Source organism: Bradyrhizobium sp. 153 (assembly GCF_023073835.1).
Taxonomy (GTDB): Bacteria; Pseudomonadota; Alphaproteobacteria; order Rhizobiales; family Xanthobacteraceae; genus Bradyrhizobium.
In genome coordinates this window covers 25205-47806 of sequence record NZ_JADPKH010000073.1, presented here as the reverse complement: position 1 = coordinate 47806, position 22602 = coordinate 25205, and the positions used below count along the sequence as shown (strand labels likewise).

The window sequence follows — 22602 nt, the reverse complement described above, 5'->3', positions numbered from 1 at the left end:
ACGAACGACGGAGCCAGAAACAATGCCGAGCGAGCCATCCCGACGTGTCGAGGACAAACTGTTCTACAACCGCTATCTCGTTGATTCCGGCCGCGCCCATATCAAGGTGCGGCCGCACACCACACCATCCTCGCGGCTCTTATCGATGCTGAAGGCCTGCCCTGCACGGTGCTACGAGCTCAGCGATAAAGGTCATGTTGAGGTGACAGTCGACGGATGTATCGAGTGCGGTACCTGCCGGGTGATCTGCGAAGAAAGTGGCGATATCGAGTGGAGCTACCCACGTGGCGGTTACGGTGTGCTATTCAAATTTGGTTAAAGCTTCGGGGTAGCGGCTGATTGGCAGGCTGCGGCGTTCTCGCGATACAACGAGATCACGCGCGAAATTGAGATTTCACCTGATTCAATCGGGTCCCGATCTTTCCATCTACCGGGCGGGCCCTTGCCAGGTTCCGCTATAATATGCCCGGAGATAGGCAAAGCGAGCGATCCGAAACAGGGCGCAACGCATTGGCGGCATTAGCTCGTCCATCTCGGATCTGTCGACTAATCCTGGTTCTCTTCCCCAATATCTGGCCGGTTTCGTCCTTCTTGGACGGCGATCCGCCTGCCGCCACTGACTCGCGACGCTGCCTATCACCTACAAACGGAACGCTGGAAGCAGGACTTCGCTTCGCCATAGCCGCCGGCCCGACGAACGTGCCATCGAGCGCCTTGTAGACAGACAGGCACGAGCGGATCACGAAATTGGCGCTTTGTGACTCCTTCGCGCGACCGCCGGTTGCGCGTTCGTCAGGCGGGCTGCGCGCATGCAGCACACAAGTTTGCACTTTCATTCGCCTGTATCGCCGGGATATATGATCGGCCGGAGAGCATGACGATGGTTCGACTACAAACGAGCAGGGCAGCCGCTAACGCGCGGCGAGCAGAAGCACGCCATGAGAGTTCGGTCGGCGACATCCAGGCCCGCATAGCCGAACTGAGAAGCTTGCCGCGCGAGAACCTCGCGGATGCGGTGTTCATGCTCTCGATGAATGCAAGACGGCAGCGCGAGTTGATACGACATGCGATCGAGAAGCGCGCCGAGGTCGACTTGGACTTTGATCCGCTGCCGAATGCTGATTTGGCGAGCTATCTCGCGAATGATGTGGTTTCGACCTTACGCCACCACGTCGCTGACCTTCCGACCTTGCTGGACCTGTTGGTTGAGCGAGCGCCTGACGTCTGCTTCACCGTGGATCGGGAAGAGGCCGTTTCGCTGCTAGCCGCAATCATTCGCGAACAGCGGCTCGAAGGAGTCCTTGAAGGCCTCAGGCTCGCCGGGCTCCTGAACCAGCCAGCGAAGGATCGCCATGCCTGGATCGGTTCGGAAGCGGATTTGAGAGGAGCTGCCGAGCGTGCGTGAGTGTCCAGGGGGCTTTGAGGGACAGTCCTGCAAGATGGAATGTCCAGAGCGGATGGGGACGTCAGAAAATCTCGGCGCATGCTTGCGAGCTCAAAACCGCATCGAAATTCGCGGCGTAGTTCCTTTGTCATCCGTTTAGTATTTATCGCTGACGCGGAGCCGCTATGCACGCCCGGTCGCAGTCCCCGGCCGCGTCAAGCTCGGCGACCTTCGCGTTAGCGAGGGCGAGATCCGCAGTTCTGAGCTCTCATGTCCAGTTGCAGCGCGCGTTTTCGCGCTGGCGGATCATGCAACCGTTCGCTAACAGCCACGCAAGGGAAATCACGGCAGGACACGTCGACCGAGCCGCGGCGATGTGGCAAAGCGGCGAAAGGCAGTCGCTCAACCCAGTGAGGCGTCCTGGTGAAATCGACCGTCCTTGTTTCGGTAGTCGCTGGCTGCGCCTGGGCGGCGGGGCAAGGCCTGGCAAGTATTCCGCGACCAAGTCGAGAACAGCAGAGAAGCTGAGTGGCGGCCCGCTGCAAATTGGGCAAAAGGGCCTTCTTGGGTGGCGCTGGATCGTCCACATGAACGCTCCGCCGCGCGTCTGCCATACACCCCCTATCCTTGCTCGATCCTCGGGGAAACGAACTCGCCTCGGCTATTTGCTGTGTTCGCGAGCGCACCGGGATTTCGCCGAACCTCGCGTCCACGAGCACGGCGAAGACATAGCCGAAGTCCGCAGCTGAGTGCAGCCTAACGGCGCGTCCCACGTCAACGCTTGGTCAGGTCGGTCAGTAGGCCCGCTCAAACCCCACGAAGGCGCCTCCACGCGCTACGGCCAGCCGCACTCAGTGAGCTGCTGTAATAATCTGAAAGCATCCGATCGCAACTTCCATCACGATCAGCACGACTATAACGCACTCAAGACGCAGCGAGCGCCGTGTGTCGATGATGTCCGTCAGTGCGTTTGCCGTTCCGGATATGGCCGACAGCTTGCGCTCAAGCATCTCAAGACGCTCCTTCAGCTCGTATTCGTCTTTCAGACGCGAATAGAGCCGCTCGAGTTCCGGCTTCTCCCAGAGTGTGTCGGGCTTTTCGGCAAGGGCGACGCGGCCCGCGACGCGCTGCTGGACCAGGAGCGCATTGCCGATCAGTTGGAGAATGCCCTTGCGGCCCCGCGGCGTCCGGCCGCGCTCGGCTAGTTCGCGTGCAAAGGGTTCGATCACGTCGAACACCGCGGCGACACGGCGCTCATCTCGCTCCAGCGCCGTGCTCTTGGCTAGCGTATCGGCGATCAGCAGCAGCCGATCGTCGCTAAATTCTCTGAGACAAAATCCGCCCGCCCGGCAGGATGACCTCGGCGCTCTAGTCGTTGCAGAGCTGCGCCTGCGCGCTCTCCTCCTCATAGGAGCTGAGTTCACCGATGATCCGCGATATCAGGGTTTCGATCAGAGCGGTTTCTTCCGAGGGCGACAATCCGATGAGCACTACAACGCCCTAGCGGAAGATCACGACAAGGCCCGCATGAATGCGGAAAGCGACCGGCGTCGAGGACACTAGCGTTCCGATTTCGAGAGCCGACGGGCTGATGCGATCGCCCAGCATGACTGCGCGAATGCTCAGCATCGAGGCGGCCGCGGTCTGTTCGGAGACGGCAGGCTTACCGGGCGTAAGTTGATCCATGTTCACTTTAGCATCCGGTTTGACTGCGACACGATAGCGTTCCCCCGGGACCTTCAAACACGTCCAGAACTTCGTCGCAGATCGTGCAGCGGAATTTGCCGGGCGCGTCGCTGAGAGATGATGCTGCGATCCAGAAAATGCCGGCTCCAAGTTTGGATGGGTGCGTCGCCATTTCCATGTTCGTGCATGCTTGGCCGCAAGGTCAATCGAACGACCCAGCAAGCGCTTGGAGGATTTCGACGACCCGGGCCGCCAAACATTTGGCTGCGCCATAGGCGTCGTCCTCGAAACAAGGTCGAGCAAGATTGATGCCGAACCGGTGTCTTCGCGCCAACGGCGTCAGGAGTTTCCGCTTCAATGGGCGAGCGAAAATGATTGTCTGAAACGGCAAAGGTTGACCAAAGACTGGCCGCGATGTGTGTTCAATTTCCGCCAGAGCATGTCGGCTACAGAACACGGCGAATCCTGCGCGCCGCCGGATGCTTCAAGGCAATCAGAGCCTTAACCGCCGCAGCGGCGCTGGCATAGCTGTTGCTATGAAATGTCGCAATGACCAAGCGAAGGCGGAGTGCACACCCGGTCCGATCTGGCGAAAACAGGACGTTACCAGTGGACCGAGGGTGGCGAAGGTGAAGTGCCGTTTCCAACCGTTAGTCACACGACAGTCCCGGCAAATTCTTGAGCGAAGGCCCGAGTACAACGGCAGAAAGGACTCGAGACCGTGCATATCGAACCCGGAATAGTAACAGACGCCAAGCTCGTGTTGAGGTACGCGACAGGCATTGCGACGGGCTGCGTCATCGCCAAGCTTGTGGTCGAGACCATACGCGAGCGGGGCGCAATGTCATTTGCTGTGCAAGCCATCGCCGCGACGGGCCTTGTGTTCACGTTTTTCGAAATCCTGCCGCACTTTGCGGTTGGGGTCTCCGAAGTGCAATTCGTCCTGCGCTCGACGCTGTCACTGTTGTTCGGCGCGGCGCCGGCTGCCCTTGGTCTTGCGCTCGGCCTTTTGCTGCAAGGCGTGCTCTTTGTTCCGACCGACCTGCCGCAATATGGTATGAATGCCAAGACGCGTCTAGTGCCGCTGTTTGCGATCCGGGCGCTCGCCAAGCGGCTCATTCCATCCAAGGCTGCCTATCGCGATCTGCAGTACAGTAATGCGATTGCGCTCTCGACTGCGTATCAATCTGCTATCATTGTCTCGGTCGCGTTTTGGGCGCTTTATGGCGCGGGCTTCGGCGCCGCCAACCTCGGTGACGTCGCATCGTTCGCGGTTTCCTATGCAGTTGTGGCCTTGGTCGAGCCGGTGGCTGATCTGGTTGTGCTGGCGCTCGCGAAACCAATTGGGCGGCGTGAGTGCGAGGGCATCTGTCGCCCACCGCTCTTAAAAGGCATGTTGCTGTTGATAGCAACGATGGCCGTCATGTCGCCCGTTTTGCTCAAGCGATGCGTACGCTTTCCCCGATAGCAGCCGGCTGCCGCGATCCCGGGCGACGCGCGCTCGCTGCTATCCGTGGCAGCGAGGGGGCTGAGCTTATGCTCATTCCGCACAAGGCGACCAGGAAATCATATCTCGACGACTTGCGGCCGGCCGTCCGCGTCGGCCCGGTCGCTAGTGAGCGGACGCGCACTACCGAGTTCGACCGGCTGGTGCGTGATGCGGCCAAAGCGAACTGCCGCAACGACCTGGAGGAATGGCGGGATGCGGTCAGCGCAGCAGCCTGGTCGCAGAGCATCCGGGGCGAGGTTGGACGCGAGGGGAGTCTTGCACTGCTGATACACGGGGATTCATCCGTCGAGCGAGCTTACCCATGCAACATTAGCAGCCTCCTCAGCACAGCCGCGATGGCACGCCGTTCGGCGGCTTCCCATGCTCTGCAGCACTCGGCCGGAATGTTCGTAGTTCGACAGAGAAGATCGCTATGTATGGATTGATCGTGGTGTTGACCATGCTCGCACTGTGCAGCATCGTGTTTGCCGGCGAATTGACGGGGCCGGCAAAGGTCATCAGCACCGACACCCTTGAAATTCACGGGACACGCGTTCGGCTCTGGGGCATCGACGCGCCGGACAAAACTCAAATGTGCCGAGATATCAACGTCAATCAATATCGATGTGGCCTCAGGGCCGCGAGCGATCTTGAAAGCTTCGTTGCAGAGCGCGAAGTCAGTTGTCTGTCAGTCCTGGAGGATGAGTGTGGACGGACGATGGCGATCTGTTCAGCTGATGGCATCGATCTCGCAGAATGGTTGGTGCGTAACGGTCTGGTGCTCGATTGGGCGCGATACTCCAGGGGACGATACCACGCTCCGCAACGCGCGGCCGATCGTGCCGGACGGGGCTTGTGGGCGGGCAGCTTTGCCGTACCTTGGCTATATCGAGCGTGCATTCGGTTAGGTGGTCGACCAGCCAGCTGTTCTGACGACGCGAATGCACACCCTTGACTCGTATTCCCCACACCAGAATATATGCCAGAGTCGGTTCCGCACAGAGTGGCAGTCACGGGCGAGCTGGCCTCGACCGGCAGTGAAGCTTACCACTGCCGCCCAACCATGCTCAAAGAAGTAGGATGGTCTCAAGCTCTCGTAAGCGCGAAAGTCGCAAGACAGAAAATCGCAAGCTCCGCAGGAACGCCATCGTTCTCGGCGTAATTCTTCGGAACCATGGACTCGCGGTCATGCCAAGGCGGCGCCTTTTCGAGTTCGAGAGAGAGCCGCATTTACTCGGAAGAATGGCGGGCTCTCCGGAGCCTAAACAAGACAAAGGCGTGGCACGGAACAACAATCAGATTCCGCTGGGTACAGGTTGAGCGGAAGAAAGAAGGCTACTGGCGTTCAAGGCACCACTGGGCGAGGTAGGCAACACGAATGAAGCTTGGGATGCAGCCTACCTCCACGCCATTCGCCTCAAACTTTCAGGTTTTGACATGCCCAGAGCGCGCAGCTTGATTCCCAGAGGTCGCCAGATGCTGTCCCGCCAAAACTCATACACTCGCGCTCAAATCTGATGGACCAAGCAGGTGCGACGCTTGCTCAACGCCGCCTCCCAGGGGCCATCGAAACGACGGTAGTCGAATTGCGCCCTTTGCCGCGGGAACGCCGCATAGGTACCTTTCCGGACTTCGCTGCTGTTGGCGATATCGGCCGCGATTGCCTTTTCAAGCCACGGCTGCTCCGACATAGGCCAGCATTTGGCCGGGCGGGTAAGAAGCCTAACACACATGAGCGGTTTCGGTGACAAAGACGTGTGGACCTGCCTTGCACGCGCCGATCACAACAATGCCACAGAAGACAATGCAGCTGTTCGTTCGGTTGGAAACAGCATGGCTCGCTGACAACTGGCTGGAGATCCGCTGAATGAGCAACACCGCATGCGACGAGCGCAACTGCTGCGGCAGCCCGAACAAGAACGTCAGATCGCATATCACCTCCCGAACACGAAGTGCGCGCCTTCCAGAACGAAGCGTGAGCCACTGAACTCGCAGCGTCGCTCCCATGCCCTCGTTGTGTGCAGACTCTGTGCCGACGGGCACGATGCAAGCTCCCGGCGTTTTTCAATCGCGATGTCGTCCACCCGACAATAGCGGTCGTTGTTTAAACAAGCCGCGGGTCTGAGGTCGAACACGAATCGAATGCCGTGCGCCGGTGATTTCATGAACGCTCCTGCGAAAGAGATTGGGTGATGGAGCTTCTTTGGAACCACACAATGAAGTCGCACCGGTAATTCGAGGAGCGGAGCTGAGCTCACTCAGAGATCGCAAGCTCACCTGGACTGCGATCCGCTGGGTTCATTGCCGTTCTATTCGCACGGCGATCTCGGCAGCGAATTCTTCGTGCCGTTCTGGGTGGTGCTATTGTGCCAGACCGATGCCGGTGGGACCCTGATGGGCGGCTGGCGTATCGTGCGCTAGGGCTTTCGCGTCACGACCAGGTCGCGGCCAGATGGTCTCGGCCCAGAGGCCTTGCATCAGCATCTTGTGCTTGGCCACTTTCCTCGCCATTATGGGCGCCGCGCCCCTCAGCGGTGCGCTGGAACGTGGCCAGCTCGATCGTCTATGCCTGCAGAATGACGCGCCGGCCTCGGCGATCGTTGCGGCGCTGACCTGGTGGGGTCAATGCTTTCGATGTTTTCGTCAGGACACGAGCTTCAGCCCGACAATGCCGGCGACGATCAGCCCGATGCTGGCAAGGCGAAACGCGGCGGCCGGTTCTCCGAACAGGATGATCCCGAGCGCTGCGGTGCCGACCGCACCGATGCCGGTCCAAACCGCATAAGCAGTTCCAATGGGCAGCGTCTTTAGCGCAAGGCCGAGCAGGATCACGCTGCCGGCCATGGCCGCGAGCGTGAGCACGGACGGAACGGGCTTGGTAAAGCCCTCAGTGTATTTGAGGCCGATTGCCCAGGCGACCTCCAGCAGGCCGGCGACCAACAAAATGCTCCAGGCCATGGCGGCCCTCCGTTTATGGCAGGGTCGTCCCGCGGCTGATGTGGTGATGAGCTGGAAGGCCACCCTTGCCAGGGCTCGCGATTCGCTTCGAGGGGTCAACTTCTCTCAAAAATCAGCATTCCGACGTTATTGGTTCGGCGAATTCACACGATCGACAAAGTAGAAAGCCGTCCGTTCCGTTCATGCGATCGGCAATCTTGCAAAAAGCTGCCCCTTCGAAGAGATCCTTGTACCTGTCGCGGAGAAGGTTGCCCAGGACGTGTCGTCGCTCAAAATCCATGCAGCAGAAAGTAACGTCGCCGTTCGGGAGAAGAACATTACGATATTGCCGTTCGTCAGGGCATGTCAGTGCTCCAACGATTGGCTGCCGCGCTCCAACCATCTTCTCGCTGTTGCCAGCCCTGCTGCCCGGCGGACGCGAGCGAACCAGCGCTTCGTCAGGAATTATGCCGACAAATTCGGGATGCACCTCGCCCATGACTATGAAGAGCAACGATGAAATGTCGGCATCGACAAGTTGGCGCATCAAATCGACATAGTTGCGCCTGACGAGACCACTATCCATGTGCGTGCCGTCATCAAAAACATGCACCAGGAAAACGCGGAACTGCAGCGCACGCAAGCGTCTTAGATCCCGCCCGTTCATCCCTACCAGGGTTGTGAAAATTCGGATTCCATGGCCACAAGCATAGGCATGCTCAACCATTTCGGTGCAAGCCGGATTGAGCCAAGGCTCCGAATACCCGGAAAAGCTGATGTCGACAGCTGCTGGTACGCGCGCCAGACATCGCTTGAAATCTTGGAGAGAAAGATGCTTCACGTCGGATATCGCTCTTTGCCGTTCGGCAAACTTGTCCTGCGGGCAATAAGAACATCCGACGACACAGCCCGTTGTCGTAGTTATCTCCAAGACCCTGCCGCCACTGATTGCGGAGCGCAGCTCCTGTAGAGTCATCGATTCTATATTGTCCACTTCCGCGCTCCGCGTTTGGAACAAAGAGACCTTGAGGGGACCGTCGATTTGCATCTCATGCCGGTTCGCCCATGCATCATTCTCGATTCGTCGTCCATCAGCGCGACACGGCACGGTCGCAAGCGCGATCGCGACAGATGAAGAAAGCGCCACGGCTCTCTCCTTAGCGCCCCAGTCCAGCAGGATTGGACGGCTGTCGAGTGCACATGCGTCGATGGGGTTGGTCTAACGTCTCGCTTATTCCAACAAGCATCAGTCATGCCATTGGCGGTACTGTCCATAACTCGACACGTCCGCGATAAATGTCGTCCCAAATGCCGCAACCGAAGCGCAACTCTACGCAATCGATAGCGTACAATATGACGCTACGTGCGATTCAAGCTCTCTCTAGAATGAGTTGAATGGCAGCTTTCTTATGAAAAGTGACGGTGTAGCCGCCGCCCCGAGCGCCACGTCATCATGATCGACGTGGCCGGCATCGACCCGCGAAGTTCCGATTGCGAGTGCCATTGGTCCCGTTGAGAATGCAAAGTCTTCACCTTGATCCAGCAAATCGCGAATTTCAACAGTTGAAAACGCTACTCACCATAGGAGTGAGCGGGCGCGATTTGCGCGAATCGGGACACGGATTAGCCTATCTGCCGACGAGGTGCCGATACGGCCGGGAAGTCCTCTCTTCAGCAAGCTAACACAGATTGTGAGCTCCGCATGTCGCGAGCCACCCGTCGAGTTTTGCGATCGAGAGTGCGCTGTCGTGCGCGAGCGCCCTCGGATGTTCGCATTGACGTTGCTCGTCGCACAATCAACTCTCGTCCTGTCGAGCTTTGTGCGAATAGGTGGGCCACGTGAGATACAATCGACGAGAGAAGACGGGCGGACAGCCGTCACAAGTCAGTCTATCCGCCCCCAAAGCCGCAGAACCGAGCACAATGCCATTCGTCGAGCGGCTCACCTGCACGATTGATGATGCATGCGAGGCGACCGGCTTAGGGCGCACGAAGCTTTACGAGTTAATAGGAGCTGGGCATATCGTCACGACAACGATCGGACGTCGGCGACTAGTAGCGGTGCGCTCACTTCTGGAGCTCCTTGACACCAACACGTCGAACTAATGGACGTGCGACGTAGGGGGACCAATCCACTTTGAATGCGCTTTTCCTCACGCACTCATTTTGATGACACGACAGTGCTCCCTCAGCCTGTCGAACTCGTCCGCCCACCGTCGCATCATGGCGCTCCTGTCAGAATTCGGCGGCATGGGTGTGTCGGCCGTACTGCTGAGAGAGGCACACACATCGGACCAGCATATAGAGCCAACTGATGGCGAGTTGCGCCTCAATGCGGCTGTGCTAGTACGCCAACTCTCGAATCGAGGAGCTAATAGTGGCGAAGAAGGCAAAGAAGACGGCTTACAAAGAAGAAACCTGTGCGTCGCGAATACACAAAGGCTGACGTGAAGGAGCTGCGCGCTCATTCGAAAGCGAAGACTCCGGTTGCAGAAATTGCGAAGCTCACAAAGCGCTCCGAAGGCTCACTCCGCCAAAAGGCGCTCAAGCTTGGAATCCGGCTCGGTCACCAGCGCTAGCAGGCGGCATCATGACGCTGTTCAACAGAGTGTTCTCGACCAGAACGTTGTTGGAAATCATTTGCGTTCTCGTCGCAGTCGTCGCAATGAAGTTGTTGAGCGCTCATTATGACTTCAGCTGGGCAGCCGCAGCTGGCGATTGACCACGCCCCATCCGAACGTACCGAAGCCGCTGCTTTCCTTCAAGTCGAGACAGCTCGGCTGTTCTACCGCCCGGCGAATGGGCAGCATCTCAACAAGATTATCCGCTCCAAGGACGGGAAGACGATTGGCATCGAGGATTCGAAGAAGGTCAACCGCGGTATGTCGGCGGCCCGCCTATCGCTTGACCGTGCTTGCACGCGCTGGCACGCATTACGACGCCTCATAAGAAAGGCCGGGAGCGCATTGAGGCGACGGTCGCGCGCCGGAAGCTCAGTAGGAACAGCGCAAGGAAGGGCCCTATGGTTGACGACATACCGGTCCACGCGGCCGCCTACGTGCAGATTAGAACTGCACTGCACAAAATCGAGACTCGCGCGGAGGACGGAACACTGCTCGTGCTCAAGGGGCACTTGGTGCTGGAAGAGCTGATCCGGGCAAAGCTCGACGCTGCGCTGCAGGACCCAGCCCAGCTCCGCAAAGGCCATCTCACCTTTTTCAATCTCCTCTGTGTAGCCCGGGCGGTCTTTGGCGATGTTACGGACGACTCGCACGGCGAGTCTAAGTCAATGTGGGATGTGGTGGAGGCGTGGAATACGCTCCGAAACAAGCTCGCTCACCGCATTGAGCCGACCGATACGAAGCAGCTGCTGGGCCGCATCGTTTACTGGATGCCGGACTGGAAGCACGAACTTGAGACTGAGGATGCGCAGAACGCATTGAGCGTGGTGATCGGTATGCTCATCGCCAGGCTGGGTGAGCTAAAGGTGGCTGGAGCCAAGCTACAAACAGAAAATAGATCCGCGAAGTGAACTATCTTTTCGATTTTTGTGCCGATACCCAGGAAGCCCCCATAACGGAGGCTTAGATGACGAAATTACGCGAAGTGATTGTTTACATCGTCCGCCGCCCTGCCGGCATTACCGATCGTCAGCTTACCGAGGCCATCTACGGCTCTGGCCAGCGGCACCAGCAAGTGAACGCAGAGTGCCGCAATTGCTCGGAGATCGAGCGGAGACAGGGGGCTGTGCATATAGAAAACTACGTACGAGAGCCGGCGGTTGCGCTGGCCGGATAGGGAATGAACATTGATTGAGAAAGCGAAGGTACTCATTGTCGAATCGAGCGGGCCGCAGGATTTCTATTCCGAAGAGTTGGATGGCCCGCTCACCTATAACCTGACCAAGCTGCTCAGTATCAACGCCCGGCTCGTCTACGCGGTCGACGAGGCGCATTTTAAGAAAGCGGTCGCTCGCGCCGCCAAGCTGCATTGCAATGTGCTGCACGTTTCCTGTCATGGGCGTGAAGAGGGGATCAGCCTCACCGACGACACATCGATCGACTGGCCCGACTTCGTCCAGATGTTCACAGACAACCGATACAGTCCGAAAGCGCTTGTCATGTCTTCATGCTGGGGTGCGGTCGATGAGATCGCCGACGAGTTTGAGAAGGTGAGGTTCAAGCCGGACATCATCTCCGGCGCGACTGATGACCGGTGTTACAACGAATACGCCGTAGCCTGGACGATCCTGTACAACGCGTTCTCACAGGAAGGTGTTGACAGGGATGTTGCGCGGGAAGCGTTGCGCGCCATCTACGTAACCGCACACAAGAACTTCCGGTACCTGCGCTGGCATGACGCCAAAAAGGAATACGTGCAGTTCCACATCGAGAAGTCGAAAGGCTCGAAGAAGAAGGTCTCTACTGCTTCCCGCTAGTCTTGGACAAGTTCTCAACTGCCTGCTGTACCGTCAGTTCATGCCGTAGAGCCTCGGCAATGACCGCTGCAGGCACTCGCTCGACGACCACGAAGCTTTCGGCAATTTCCCCTTTAGCCTTGTCCAGCACCCAGCTTGGGACCTTTGATAGGTCGGAACCGTGGCTGGGCGTACCGTCTTGATTAACAACGGCGATCTCGTGCCCTTTCAATTGGATGTGGCTGTGCTTCTGCATCCCCGTCGTATGCGGATTATCGATCCGCACGCCCCACTTCTTGTCTATTTGGTATTGCCTGCCCTCGGGCAGAAAATCCGCCGCTCGTTGCGCTGCAACGGCATCGTCGCTTCTGAAATAAATGAAATCCATTCCCCACACTCCGCGTTGACATCGACCCGGATGCTATACTGTTTCCATACGGCCGCAAACTATCAGCAGACCATTCCGTCGGTCCGCGACTAGCAACCGATTGTCCGACTCCAGTCAATCCTCGGTCGCCGTCGAGAGACGAAGGGTGATGTGGAGCGCATTATGCAGCGGATCGCGCTCACGACCGGCTGCACGTTCACGGGCATCAACTGGAAAGACGTTTGGCTCATTTCACCAACCGAATGGACAGTTGCATACTGTTCCCGTCGGCAGCGCGATGCGCGCATAGCTCAAAGAGCGCCCATCAGCCTTCCGGCACGCCGCGCCAGGCCATCGACCTGATTCTGTGTGAGGACGTAGCGCGCCTCATACCGGAGCCGCGTTTCTCAGTGTCGGACGCCTTGCAGATCATCATCGCGGCCTGCGGCGAGACTTCCCGCTTGACCAACGCGGCGAGTGCCGGGTGTCCCTTGCCTGACCGCGCCGTGCGGAAGAGGGAGGCATCGGCCAGCTGATCGCCAAGCACTATCCAACCGTGTCCGTCCCACGATGGGTCTGATTGGCTGAAGCGCTTGCCGTCCAGCTCGCCATCCTCTCCGAAAACGCGGACACGATCGGCATATAGCGATCCGACCACAACATAGGCTTTCTGCTTCACGTGCTTCTCCAGCACAACGGAATGAAGGGAGCTCATGGGCAGGCATGCGGCAGGGATCGGCGGGAAATGCTTCAGCAGATCGGCGCCGGTCGCGGTGAGCGCAGCACGATCAGCATCACTCAGCGAATACGCGGCATATGCCTCAGCTTCTTTAGGCGAGAATGAAGCCGCGATGAGTGGCCTAATGTCCAATAGCTTTCCCGTTGCTGCCGTTGACAACCGGGCGGATGCTATACTGCTCTCGTGGAATCTAGCTACAAGTTTGTCGCCAAGTGGCGGGACGACTACCGCGCCAACACTAACACGATCACCGTAGGCGGGCCGCCGCTAAATCTGCTTCCGAGGTGTGAGCGGAACAGAGGCCACGCGGATCCCTTAGAAAAGGTACGCCTTCGTCCAAAATCTCAGGATTTTGGCCCGAATCGTGCGTGCGGCGTTTTGATTTCTGCATCGAAAAATGTGCGAGCTTCGTCGGAGCTTTGTTGCCGCAGAGCAACGTTGATCGGGGTTCGCACAAACTATTGAATACAAACCTACTTTCTCCTACCAATCGACTCACTTGCAACATCGCGATTGACCTTACAGATCATGGCCGAGCTGTTTCCTGCATACGCTCCAATCCCGATCATCGTGGCGCGAAACGCCGCAGCCGCAATCGCGGCTATTCAAGAAAGGCCGGCGCTAGCCCTCCTGCCGGTTCATACCGATTGGAACGACTTCAGTTATCATTTTGGCGCAACGCTTCTCGTGATGACCTCCGCCAAAGATGGGACGTCGATCGACATCCGCCTCATGTTCGAGGGGAAAAGGCGAACCGAAGATGCGATCACCGAACTGCTTGGCCAGCGTGCCTGGGCTCCTCTTGCCGAAGCGAATCTTCCTTATTGCTCCGTGCTGGATAGTCTAGATCTTTACCGCGAGATCGTTCGTCTTCTCGGTTTCGAGCGGGCGGTTACAGCACTGCGCACATTAGGTGACGCTGCCGTCCTGCGTTTCGAAAGGGTGGACTTGGCAAGAGTCGCGCTTCTGGAATCGGAAACGTTTTCCTACGGTGCCTTGCGCGCCGAATCCACATATGTAGCCTATCGGCGCGGAATAAAGTATTTGCGGCCGCAGCCTGTAATCGATGTCGAGGACGCTGCGGCAAGTTTCATTGTGACAGCGCATCTGCCCTCGGCGGAAAATCCCTACATTGTGGATTTTGATTTTGATCCCGATGCGCTTTCCCGCAATCGAATAACGGTCCTGATAGGACGAAACGGGACAGGCAAAACCCAATTGCTGCTAGGCTTCATTGCCGCGATGCGGGCTGGTCATGACGTTGATCCCCAGAGCCCACCCGTCGGCATTAGTCCGCCAGCTTCCTTCAATCGCATTTTCGTCTTTTCCTCGGTGGCATCGGATGTGTATCCACGATCAATCCCACCGTGGTTAGGGGTGGACTATCAATACTTCTCGATGATCCTGAGTCCACCGGGAGAGGAGAACGCGCTCACGTCAGCTATCACCGACTGCTTGCGGGACGATGGCAAGATCGCCTTTACCCCTAGTGACGGCTCTATGTTCGCCCGGACCGGACGAATGGCCTTGCTTGACCAGGCGCTAGATTCGCTGGGATTTGCGCCGTCCGTTTATCTCCCACTCAAATCCTCAAATGGACCCTACGACCTCTTTACGCATCAACGCGGCGATCGCCTTTATTTTCGACTCGCGGATGCGAAGAACTTAAATGAAAAGCGCCGCATACTACTGGCGCAAGCGATTGACCCTCAACAGCAGCCCGTGCTCTTTGGAATCGGACCGGGGGTGCGTGAGTTAAGCAGCGGCGAACTGGCAATGTTACGGTTTGCGGCGCAGGCAGCCGGCTCAGCCGAGCGAGGATGTTTGTTTCTGTTCGACGAACCGGAAACCCATCTCCATCCGAATTTCGTATCGGAGTTCATGGCGATTTTGAATACGGTTGTGACCGCGACTCAGTCCGTCGGGATTATCGTAACCCATTCCGCCTACGTCGTGCGCGAGGTGCCGAGCCAAAGAGTGCGAATTTTCTCTCTGGAAGATCGCAAGATTGCTGTCGATAAGCCGCGGCTTCAAACATTTGGAGCAAGTATTGACAGCATCTCCCAATTCGTCTTCGCGGACACAAGCATATCGCACCAATATCAGGAGACCCTGCAAGCCTGGTTCGAATCGCTCGGCCCCGGTATCTCGATCGAGGCGATTATTGAGCAGTTCGGCAACCAGATGAATAGCGAGACGCTCTCCTACGTCGCGCGCCTCATTCGAAATCGTTCGTAATGATACGGATAGAAATGCCCGCGGCGGCAAGCGACGACGCGTATTTGCAGAAACTCTGCGGTAAGCAGCCGTGGTCACCCCACTACGCTTTGTGGCAAGCAGCCTATTCGGGGTATCGCAGCCAAAAAGGCAACCCATGGCACATTTCCCGAACGGCCTTCGTCCCTGACGTAAGCGATCAGCAAACGGCTCTTTATGAGTCGCAGTCAAGCTCGCAACGGATCGTAAAGATCCGCCAGATGCAGTTGAAGAGCTGTCCAATGTGCGGGTCCTCAGTGACCGGAACTGTGGATCACTATCTCCCTAAAGAAGACTTTCCAGAGTTCTCGGTGATGGCAGCAAATCTAGTGCCTGCCTGCTCTCACTGTAACTCAGGTAAGAAAGGCAGAACGTTTCGAGGCACGTCTCGGAATGAAAGATTCCTCCATCCGTACTTCGATTCGCTGGCCGGTCAACCTTTGTGGTTGACGCGCATCATTCCGCCCTATGAAGCCGCACGATTTGAAGCGGCACCTATACAAAGCTTGAGTGCTAATAATCGCGAGCTCATGAAATTTCATCTGCGCCATGTTCTCGGACAGCAGTTCCATCGTAACGCCGAGAACCTTTGGGCGACTTACCCACAGTATCTCAGGGATGAGATTGGTGGGACTGCTCCGGTATCGCCCGCTCGAGCGCGCAAAGAGATCGCCCGGTCACTGAGAATAAGCATTTTGACATCAGGAGAGAACAGTTGGAATGCGTCGTTCTTTAGAGGGCTTGCGGAGAACGGTGATGCGCAAACGTATCTGGCCCGTGCCGCACGGGGTTTGAAGGCCACTCCGCTTCTTTTATGAAAGGTGTGATCGTTGCCGGTTCGCGACGTGTCAGGACAGTCAGCTGCCATGCCCGGATAATCTTGCGCGCAACCTAACATTGAGAATTTTCGCGCCATCGGGTTGATGGCGAATAAAGTGTAACAAAATCAAGTCGTTATATGTGGCGGCACCATCCTGCGCTCAAGATGCTTTGGGATATTTTCCTGCTGTCCCGACATTATGCCTCGGCCATTCCTCCTCTGCCTTTGCATCATCGGGCTCTGCTGATGACGGGTAAAAGTCGACCGCAATGCTCGGTCGAGCGGACCCCGAGTAACAAGTTCCGCTAAGATGGACCATTGTCCGATTCGGTTCGCTGGCGTCTTCTGCGTCGTTAGGCGTCCCGTTCTCAGTGATCAGAAAGATGGATGAGCAACTCGCGCTGCGCCTTCTCAGGCGTATCATGCAATGGGATGAGGACGTCGCGACCCAGGAGTATGCATGGGTTCGTCTTATTGCTGGCCTAAAATACGATGGATATGGCGACTACGTCGCAGGCGTCCGATTTGCAGAGAGCCTGGCGGGATGGCTTGCCCAGTTCGAGCAGGGCGATCGACAGACTGCTTACCACTTCGTCAAGCATCGTTTGGTCTATTTCTCCGCTAGCGAGGTCAAACGGCTTGTCGTCGAGCTCCAGCCTCGCTTCGTCGAGCCAATGCTCAGAAGGGCGGTCGCCGAGGCATGCAATGTCCCGGCGTACCTTGCGTTCGCCGATCTCAATGCGAGCGCCGAATTAAAGCGCCGTCGACGGCAAACGCTATACATCGGACTCAGTGATGGTGCACGCATCGACCTATTGCGGCGAGCCAACGCCGGGACGCTGGTCAACGACCAGATTGTACTGGCGACTCACATCGATCACGAAAAATGGGAGGATCTCAGCTCAAATCTCGCCACTGATCTCGCCAAACTTGGCGGCACAGGCGAGGCGCTGTTCCGCAATGTCGTTCTTATCGATGATTTTACGGCATCGGGAACAACGTTCGTCAGGAAGAAGGACAACGGAAAATGGACCGGCAAGATCTATAAGTTCTTCACTGCCGTCGCAGAAACGCGCAAACAGTTTCTCGAGAACAACAAGCATTTTCCGCTCGCTTCCGATGCCGCCATGCGTGTTCATCACTATATCTCAACGACCCAGGCTCGAAATGCGATCCAGGCGCGTCTGGATGCCGTGAAAGCGGACGTGACCGGTTGGTTTCCAGAAGTGACGGTGACCGAGGGATTGCTGCTGCCACCGACCGTCACAGTCGATAAACAGCGCGACCCTGAAATCTGGAAGCTCACGGAGAAATATTATGACCCTGACATCTACGAACAGCTCAAGGTTCATCTCAGTGCGGACCAGAAAGATTTGAAGCGCGGCTACGCTGACTGCGCCCTTCCTGTTGTTCTTGAGCACAATTGCCCAAACAATTCGCTCACTTTGCTTTGGGCGGAAACTGAGGGAAAAGGCGGTGCGCATCCGATGCGCGCCCTATTTCCCCGCCGTCACAGACATTCCTGAAGAAGCATGACATGGCAAATCCTTTCGAGAAGCGCGCAACAGAATATCTTCGAGAAGACGAAGCTGCGTTTCTCTCGCTCGTAAGTCCGGAGCCGCTCCGAACGTATCTGGGCGACGCAGCCAAGCGCGGACAACTTTTCGAGAAGCTGATCCGCATTGTAGGGACGCCCGGTAGCGGCAAAACTACGCTTGCAACGCTTCTTGAAGCACGCATGGTTGAAGCAGTCCTCGCGGATCCGGAAAAGGATGGGTATTCGGATATCATCCAGGCACTCGAGGCCTGTCAGTTCATTCAGAAAGGGCAGCAAAAGATCGCGGCTGTTCGGCTGCCATTGGAAGGGGAGTATCGCGATTTCTGGGAGCTACCCTACGACGAGATGCTTCGGACAAAGCTTGTTCTCGCCCTCATTCAGGCGCGCGCCGTATTGGGTTTGGTTCGTAATCTGGAGCGTCGACACGCACGCAGCGAGATACGATTTATTCCCCGCAGCGATGCCGCGGCCGCCCTTGAAGAGATCGGTGGTGGGAAAACAGAAACGCTGCTCGAGCGAGCACGAGAGGTGGAACGCGCCGTTTATGATGTTGGCGCCCGCTTGGTCCCACCAAAGGCCGAAGAGATTTCAGAGGCCGCCGCGCGTCCGTTTCGACCATTCGACGTCATCGAAGCCATTGAAGTGACGGGGCCTGCCGGGGAAAGGTCTGTCTTCAAGCCGCTCGTTATACTCGACGACGCGCACAATCTGTCACCGCGGCAGTTTGCTCCAATATTCCGCGATCTTTCCCGCCGCGAGATCAGAATCGGCCGCTGGATCATGATGCGGTTCGACCTCTTGTCGCCGGGGACTGCACTCGGTGAGGCCGACGACAACCTGGCACCCGAACTGAAGCCGGGACGGGACTACGTCGATGTTTTCCTGCAGCGGCCAACCGACCGGGGGAAAGCTCGCACGGCCTTTCGCTCGATGGCCCGGAGCATGGCGGATCGATATCTGCGGCGGCATCCCACATTTGAACGCCGGCAATATCGGAGTTTCGCAGCGTTGCTGTCCACTGAACCAGAGAAACTTTCCGATCAAGCCTATGCACGCCTGCAGGCTGACATTGAGAGAACGCGATCGCGCCTCCACGTGTCGGCGCAGCGAGTGGAAGCGCTGCGCAAAGAGGTTGACCGCTACGCTAGCGGCGCCCAGACCCAGGACGTCGGCAGAGATGTCCAGGCGGCAATGCTCAAAATCCTGATTCATCGGTATATCAACCGGGTGCCGCAGCAGTCTTTGTTCGAAGGACAGGAGAACGATCCGACACCCCGCCAGGAAGTGGCCGCCGATGCCGGCGTGGCCGAGGGCGCGCGCGTACATTTACGTCACGCGGAGAAAAGAGCGCTTCATTTCGGCTTGGCGACGATCAGCGATGCCAGCTCTGATAACGCGGAGCTATTTCTGCATCTGTCTGCGGCTTTGGTGGATCGGATGGAGGCGCGCGTCATCAACGGCGATCAGCCACAACTGTCCGCTCGTCAACAGGACAGGATCCTGGTCGAGCGATCGACGAAAATCATGGATGGGTGGAACTTCCCCTTCGCAGCGCGCGTGCGCAGTATGGTGGCGGCGATTGCCGAAGACTGTTTGCGGGAAAGTCTGCGGCCGAATGCCCCGCTTGGAGGAGGTGCAAACGCAATCGGAATTCCGCAAGACGAATTCCAGCAGCTCCTCCGGGAAAGGGAGGGGCTCGTCCAGGTTCTCCACTATGCCTCCGCTTACAATGCCATTACCGTACAACCAAATTACGGACAGGGCGGAAAGCAATGGTGTTTGGTCGAGTTGGGCGGCCCCGTTGTCCTTCGAAACGCCTTGACGTTGCGACGCGGCGGATTCTTGGAACGTCAGCTATCTGATCTCCTGCGCTACGCGGAGATCGAGTCATGACCGGTCGACCGCGATGGGAGCATTGCATTGCGAATTACGGCGATGAAGCGATTGCCTTCGCCAACACATATTTCGCCGAGCCGCAGAGGCGATGTCTGTTTGTGGGAGGGGCCGGATTTGATCCCCGCTGCGTCACATTTGCGTCCATATTGACAACGCATCTCGGCGATCGATTGCAGGCAATTTTTCTGCGTGAGCGACGGCCGGAGCCGTCGGCGGAGCTGGTATCGCGAGCCGAGAAAAATATTGAAGCTTTGGGAAAGGCTGTTGGTACCGTCGAGGTTATTGACATTGACGTTCTTGCCGAAGAGGACGGTGCAGTCATAGGCGGTCGACGCGCCACGGAAGCGCTCATCGGCGTTTCTCTGGATTCATTCACTGATATTGTGCTGGATTTAAGCGCTCTCTCCGTTGGAATATCATTTCCAGTCGCGCGCTTGCTGTTGGAGCGTGCCAACCAATCGAGTCCAAAAAAGAACTTCCATCTCGTGGTGGTCTCGAACGCGGGCGTAGACGACGCGATCAACAGTGTACCCAGTGACTTCGTCGACCCAGTCCACGGTTTTAGCGGACGGTTGGATCTTGAAGGGAGCTCTCAAGAGCCCAAGATCTGGATGCCGGCACTCGCCATGGGCAAAGCGGGAGCACTGCAAATCTTACGGGAAAAGCTGCGTGGTCCGGTTGTGGTCTGCCCAATCCTTCCCCTTTCCCAACGAGACCCGCGCGCCAGCGACAAGTTGGTTGCCGAGTTCGAGAGCGAACTCTCTCAAGCTTGGGAAGTCGATTCCGATAATGTCATTTATGCAATTGAAGATGATCCACTTGACCTCTACCTCATCATCAGTGCGATTTACACACGCTACACACGTGTTTTTGCAAACGTGACCAACTCTCACGTTGTCCTAACGCCGTCTGGCAGTAAAACGCTTGCTATCGGAGCGTTCATGGCAGCGGTGGAGCACGACTTGGCTGTGCGATATGTCGAAGCGGTGTCCTACGAAGTGAAATGGGATCGTGTAGACAGCGCTCAAAGCGTGGCGACCATGCCAATCCATGTATGGCTTTCTGGTGATGCCTACGCGGTCGCGAATGCACCGGTGCCTCCAGGACATTCGCCATGACAGGGGTTTTTGCGAGTAAGCTCGACCGAATCCACGAGACGCTGTCTCTTTGCTTTCAGACAAGTCATATGACGCTCTCGCACATGATTGCGCAGTGCGCCAAACGACCAGTCTACTGCGTCGGGTCAGGTGGGTCGGTCGTCGTAGCGGAGTTTCTTGCACAGTGCCGGGCTCAACTTGGTTTCGCAATGTCTTCATCTGTGACGCCTATGGCTTTCGCCTTGGAACGCAGCGACCCGGCGGCCGCGAACTGGTTCTTTAGCGCCAGTGGGGAGAACCAGGACATCCAAGCAGCCTTTGAACATGGTCTCCGAGGTTCTCCCGAAGACCTGTATGTGCTCACCAACGCAAGGGGCGGCACGCTTGCCCGCCTTGTCCAGGAACACGGGGGGACATGTTTCGTATCGCCGGTCGCAGACGAAAAAGACGGGTTTCTGGCCACGCACTCGGTAGTCTCCTCGACATTGTCGCTGGTTCTCGCGAGCGATCGCTTGGCTGGGAGGGCCGATCCGGAGATGCGGCATGCGCAGTTGCGCAGTTGCATCGAGCAGCATCTGGGGGCGGACGCACGGGCGAGGCTTGCGGATCGGCTTGGCGTTGCCTTGCATTGCGAGACGATCATCTTGCTTCATGATCCTCAGATGGCTGCGGCCGCAACGCTGATTGAGACGAGTGCATGGGAAGCTGGTCTCTGCAGCGTGCAGCGCACGGATTTCCGCAATTTTGCGCACGGCCGTCATGTTTGGCTCGACAAGCATCCTCATGGGACATTCGTGCTTGCGTTGACGTCCGATAGGACCATTCCGGCTTGGCAAGCCGTCGAACGCGTCCTGCCGCCGTTCATCAGACGCTATGCGGTTGATTTTGGTCGAGCCGGCCGGGCCGCGCGCTTTGAAGCCCTTGCGTTCGGTTTGTCATTTGTCGAGGCGCTGGGTCTCGCCAAGGGCATCGACCCGGGTAAACCCGGCGTTGCCGAATTTGGTCGCCGATTATTTGACAGCAACGTGCTGCATGACATCGTCACTGCAGACGAGGTCTCCGTACGGCGAAAGCGCCAAGCAGGCATAAGGGCCGATACCCAACCTACGACAAGCGAGCTCTCCGCAAGCCGAGCCGAATTCATTTCGCGCATTGAAAGCGAAACGTTCGGCGGAGTTGTCGTCGACTACGATGGGACGGTTGTCTCCACTGAACAGCGCTTTGAGCCGCCAAATCCTGAGATACTTGCCGAATTATGTCGACTCGTGGACGCGGGCTTGCGCGTTGCATTCGCGACAGGCCGCGGCGGCTCTATTGGAGAGATGCTCCGCAAGGTACTCCCTGCAACATATCACGAGCAAATCTTAATCGGATACTACAACGGGGCCTGGATCGTGCCGCTCGCAAATGACGTTGCTGCACAGCGGCCACCAGCCGACCCCGCAATCGCTGAGGCGCGCCGCCGCCTTCTGAGTTTAGCTGGCTTGTTTCGTGGCGGTTGGGTACCGAAAGAGGCGCCGTTACAGTTGGCGATTCCCCGCAATATGCTTTGCGACGAAGACAGGGGGCTCCTCTGGTTGGAGGAAGCTCTTGCAGACCTTCCCCTTCAAATCCTGCAGTCCGGGCACGCCGTCGACATCTTCCCGGTAACGGCAAGCAAGCGCGACGTTGTCGTCAAAGTGCGGAACACCCTAGCGGTTCCGGACACCGCCGTGTTGTGCATCGGCGACAGAGGTGAACGGCTTGGTAACGATCACGAACTTTTGGAGGGGCCATATGGTGTGAGCGTTGGTAAGGTCTGTGACCGGCCGCACACCTGCTGGAACCTGGCTCCAGACAGCATCCAAGGGCCGGCCGGGCTCGAAACGCTCCTAAAGGCGTTGCAAGTTGTGGGTAAGGGAGCAGCAAAAATGAATGTTCCCTATTTGTTCTCTTTCGGCTAGATTGGACTTACCA

General features: G+C 57.6%; 18 protein-coding genes and 1 pseudogene. 14 read left to right on the top strand and 5 right to left on the bottom strand.

The genetic code is table 11. The annotated features are described in order from the left end of the window. Positions 1–22: 22 nt before the first annotated feature. Positions 23–319, top strand: a complete 297-nt coding sequence (locus IVA91_RS16325; RefSeq protein ID WP_247279062.1) for a ferredoxin family protein — start codon at positions 23–25, stop codon at positions 317–319. Positions 320–874: 555 nt separating this feature from the next. Continuing rightward, positions 875–1405, top strand: coding sequence for a hypothetical protein (locus IVA91_RS16320; RefSeq protein ID WP_247458991.1), 531 nt, complete (start codon positions 875–877; stop codon positions 1403–1405). Between the two features lie 830 nt (positions 1406–2235). Here IVA91_RS16320 and IVA91_RS16315 read toward each other — a convergent pair. Next, positions 2236–3070 (bottom strand): annotated as a pseudogene (locus IVA91_RS16315) (RMD1 family protein). Between the two features lie 721 nt (positions 3071–3791). Between IVA91_RS16315 and IVA91_RS16310 the strand changes: the two are divergent. From IVA91_RS16310 to IVA91_RS16300, 3 genes are all read left to right on the top strand, one after another. After that, positions 3792–4538, top strand: a complete 747-nt coding sequence (locus IVA91_RS16310; RefSeq protein WP_247458990.1) for an energy-coupling factor ABC transporter permease — start codon at positions 3792–3794, stop codon at positions 4536–4538. 454 nt (positions 4539–4992) lie between these two features. Continuing rightward, on the top strand, positions 4993–5514 hold the full coding sequence (locus IVA91_RS16305) for a thermonuclease family protein (RefSeq protein WP_247279065.1): 522 nt from the start codon (positions 4993–4995) through the stop codon (positions 5512–5514). A 1346-nt stretch (positions 5515–6860) separates the two neighbouring features. Continuing rightward, complete coding sequence (locus IVA91_RS16300; RefSeq protein WP_247334058.1) at positions 6861–6980, top strand: inorganic phosphate transporter; 120 nt, start codon at positions 6861–6863, stop codon at positions 6978–6980. Between the two features lie 222 nt (positions 6981–7202). Here IVA91_RS16300 and sugE read toward each other — a convergent pair whose 3' ends face one another. Continuing rightward, complete coding sequence (sugE, locus tag IVA91_RS16295) at positions 7203–7517, bottom strand: quaternary ammonium compound efflux SMR transporter SugE (protein WP_247279066.1); 315 nt, start codon at positions 7515–7517, stop codon at positions 7203–7205. A gap of 112 nt (positions 7518–7629) precedes the next feature. After that, a complete protein-coding gene (locus tag IVA91_RS16290; RefSeq protein WP_247458989.1) occupies positions 7630–8643 on the bottom strand; it encodes a radical SAM/SPASM domain-containing protein in 1014 nt (337 codons plus the stop codon). A gap of 1875 nt (positions 8644–10518) precedes the next feature. Between IVA91_RS16290 and IVA91_RS16285 the strand changes: the two genes are divergently transcribed. The 3 genes from IVA91_RS16285 to IVA91_RS16275 are packed head-to-tail and all read left to right on the top strand — an operon-like array spanning position 10519 to position 11934. Next, the gene (locus tag IVA91_RS16285; protein WP_247458988.1) at positions 10519–11028 is read left to right on the top strand and encodes a hypothetical protein; all 510 of its coding nucleotides are present in this window, start codon (positions 10519–10521) and stop codon (positions 11026–11028) included. A 56-nt stretch (positions 11029–11084) separates the two neighbouring features. Continuing rightward, complete coding sequence (locus tag IVA91_RS16280) at positions 11085–11294, top strand: hypothetical protein (RefSeq protein ID WP_247458987.1); 210 nt, start codon at positions 11085–11087, stop codon at positions 11292–11294. Positions 11295–11304: 10 nt separating this feature from the next. Beyond that, complete coding sequence (locus IVA91_RS16275; RefSeq protein WP_247458986.1) at positions 11305–11934, top strand: hypothetical protein; 630 nt, start codon at positions 11305–11307, stop codon at positions 11932–11934. Here IVA91_RS16275 and IVA91_RS16270 read toward each other — a convergent pair. Together IVA91_RS16270 and IVA91_RS16265 are read right to left on the bottom strand one after the other, a co-directional pair. Next, the gene (locus tag IVA91_RS16270; protein ID WP_247458985.1) at positions 11918–12301 is read right to left on the bottom strand and encodes a hypothetical protein; all 384 of its coding nucleotides are present in this window, start codon (positions 12299–12301) and stop codon (positions 11918–11920) included. The genes IVA91_RS16275 and IVA91_RS16270 overlap by 17 nt on opposite strands. Before the next feature lie 304 nt (positions 12302–12605). Continuing rightward, positions 12606–13151 (bottom strand): hypothetical protein, encoded by a 546-nt coding sequence (locus tag IVA91_RS16265; protein ID WP_247458984.1) that lies wholly within the window; start codon positions 13149–13151, stop codon positions 12606–12608. Positions 13152–13547: 396 nt separating this feature from the next. Here IVA91_RS16265 and IVA91_RS16260 point away from each other — a divergent pair, with 396 nt between their 5' ends. The 6 genes from IVA91_RS16260 (at position 13548) to IVA91_RS16235 (ending at position 22589) form a co-directional block, all read left to right on the top strand. Next, a complete protein-coding gene (locus IVA91_RS16260; RefSeq protein ID WP_247458983.1) occupies positions 13548–15257 on the top strand; it encodes an AAA family ATPase in 1710 nt (569 codons plus the stop codon). Then, positions 15257–16093, top strand: coding sequence for an HNH endonuclease signature motif containing protein (locus IVA91_RS16255; protein WP_247458982.1), 837 nt, complete (start codon positions 15257–15259; stop codon positions 16091–16093). Before IVA91_RS16260 ends, IVA91_RS16255 begins: the two co-directional genes overlap by 1 nt. Before the next feature lie 385 nt (positions 16094–16478). Then, a complete protein-coding gene (locus tag IVA91_RS16250) occupies positions 16479–17621 on the top strand; it encodes a hypothetical protein (RefSeq protein WP_247458981.1) in 1143 nt (380 codons plus the stop codon). An 11-nt stretch (positions 17622–17632) separates the two neighbouring features. Further along, on the top strand, positions 17633–19546 hold the full coding sequence (locus IVA91_RS16245; RefSeq protein WP_247458980.1) for a hypothetical protein: 1914 nt from the start codon (positions 17633–17635) through the stop codon (positions 19544–19546). Continuing rightward, positions 19543–20667: a hypothetical protein gene (locus IVA91_RS16240; RefSeq protein WP_247458979.1), complete on the top strand. Its 1125-nt coding sequence runs from the start codon at positions 19543–19545 to the stop codon at positions 20665–20667. Before IVA91_RS16245 ends, IVA91_RS16240 begins: the two co-directional genes overlap by 4 nt. 221 nt (positions 20668–20888) lie before the next feature. Further along, positions 20889–22589 (top strand): HAD hydrolase family protein, encoded by a 1701-nt coding sequence (locus IVA91_RS16235; RefSeq protein ID WP_247458978.1) that lies wholly within the window; start codon positions 20889–20891, stop codon positions 22587–22589. Positions 22590–22602 lie beyond the last annotated feature (13 nt).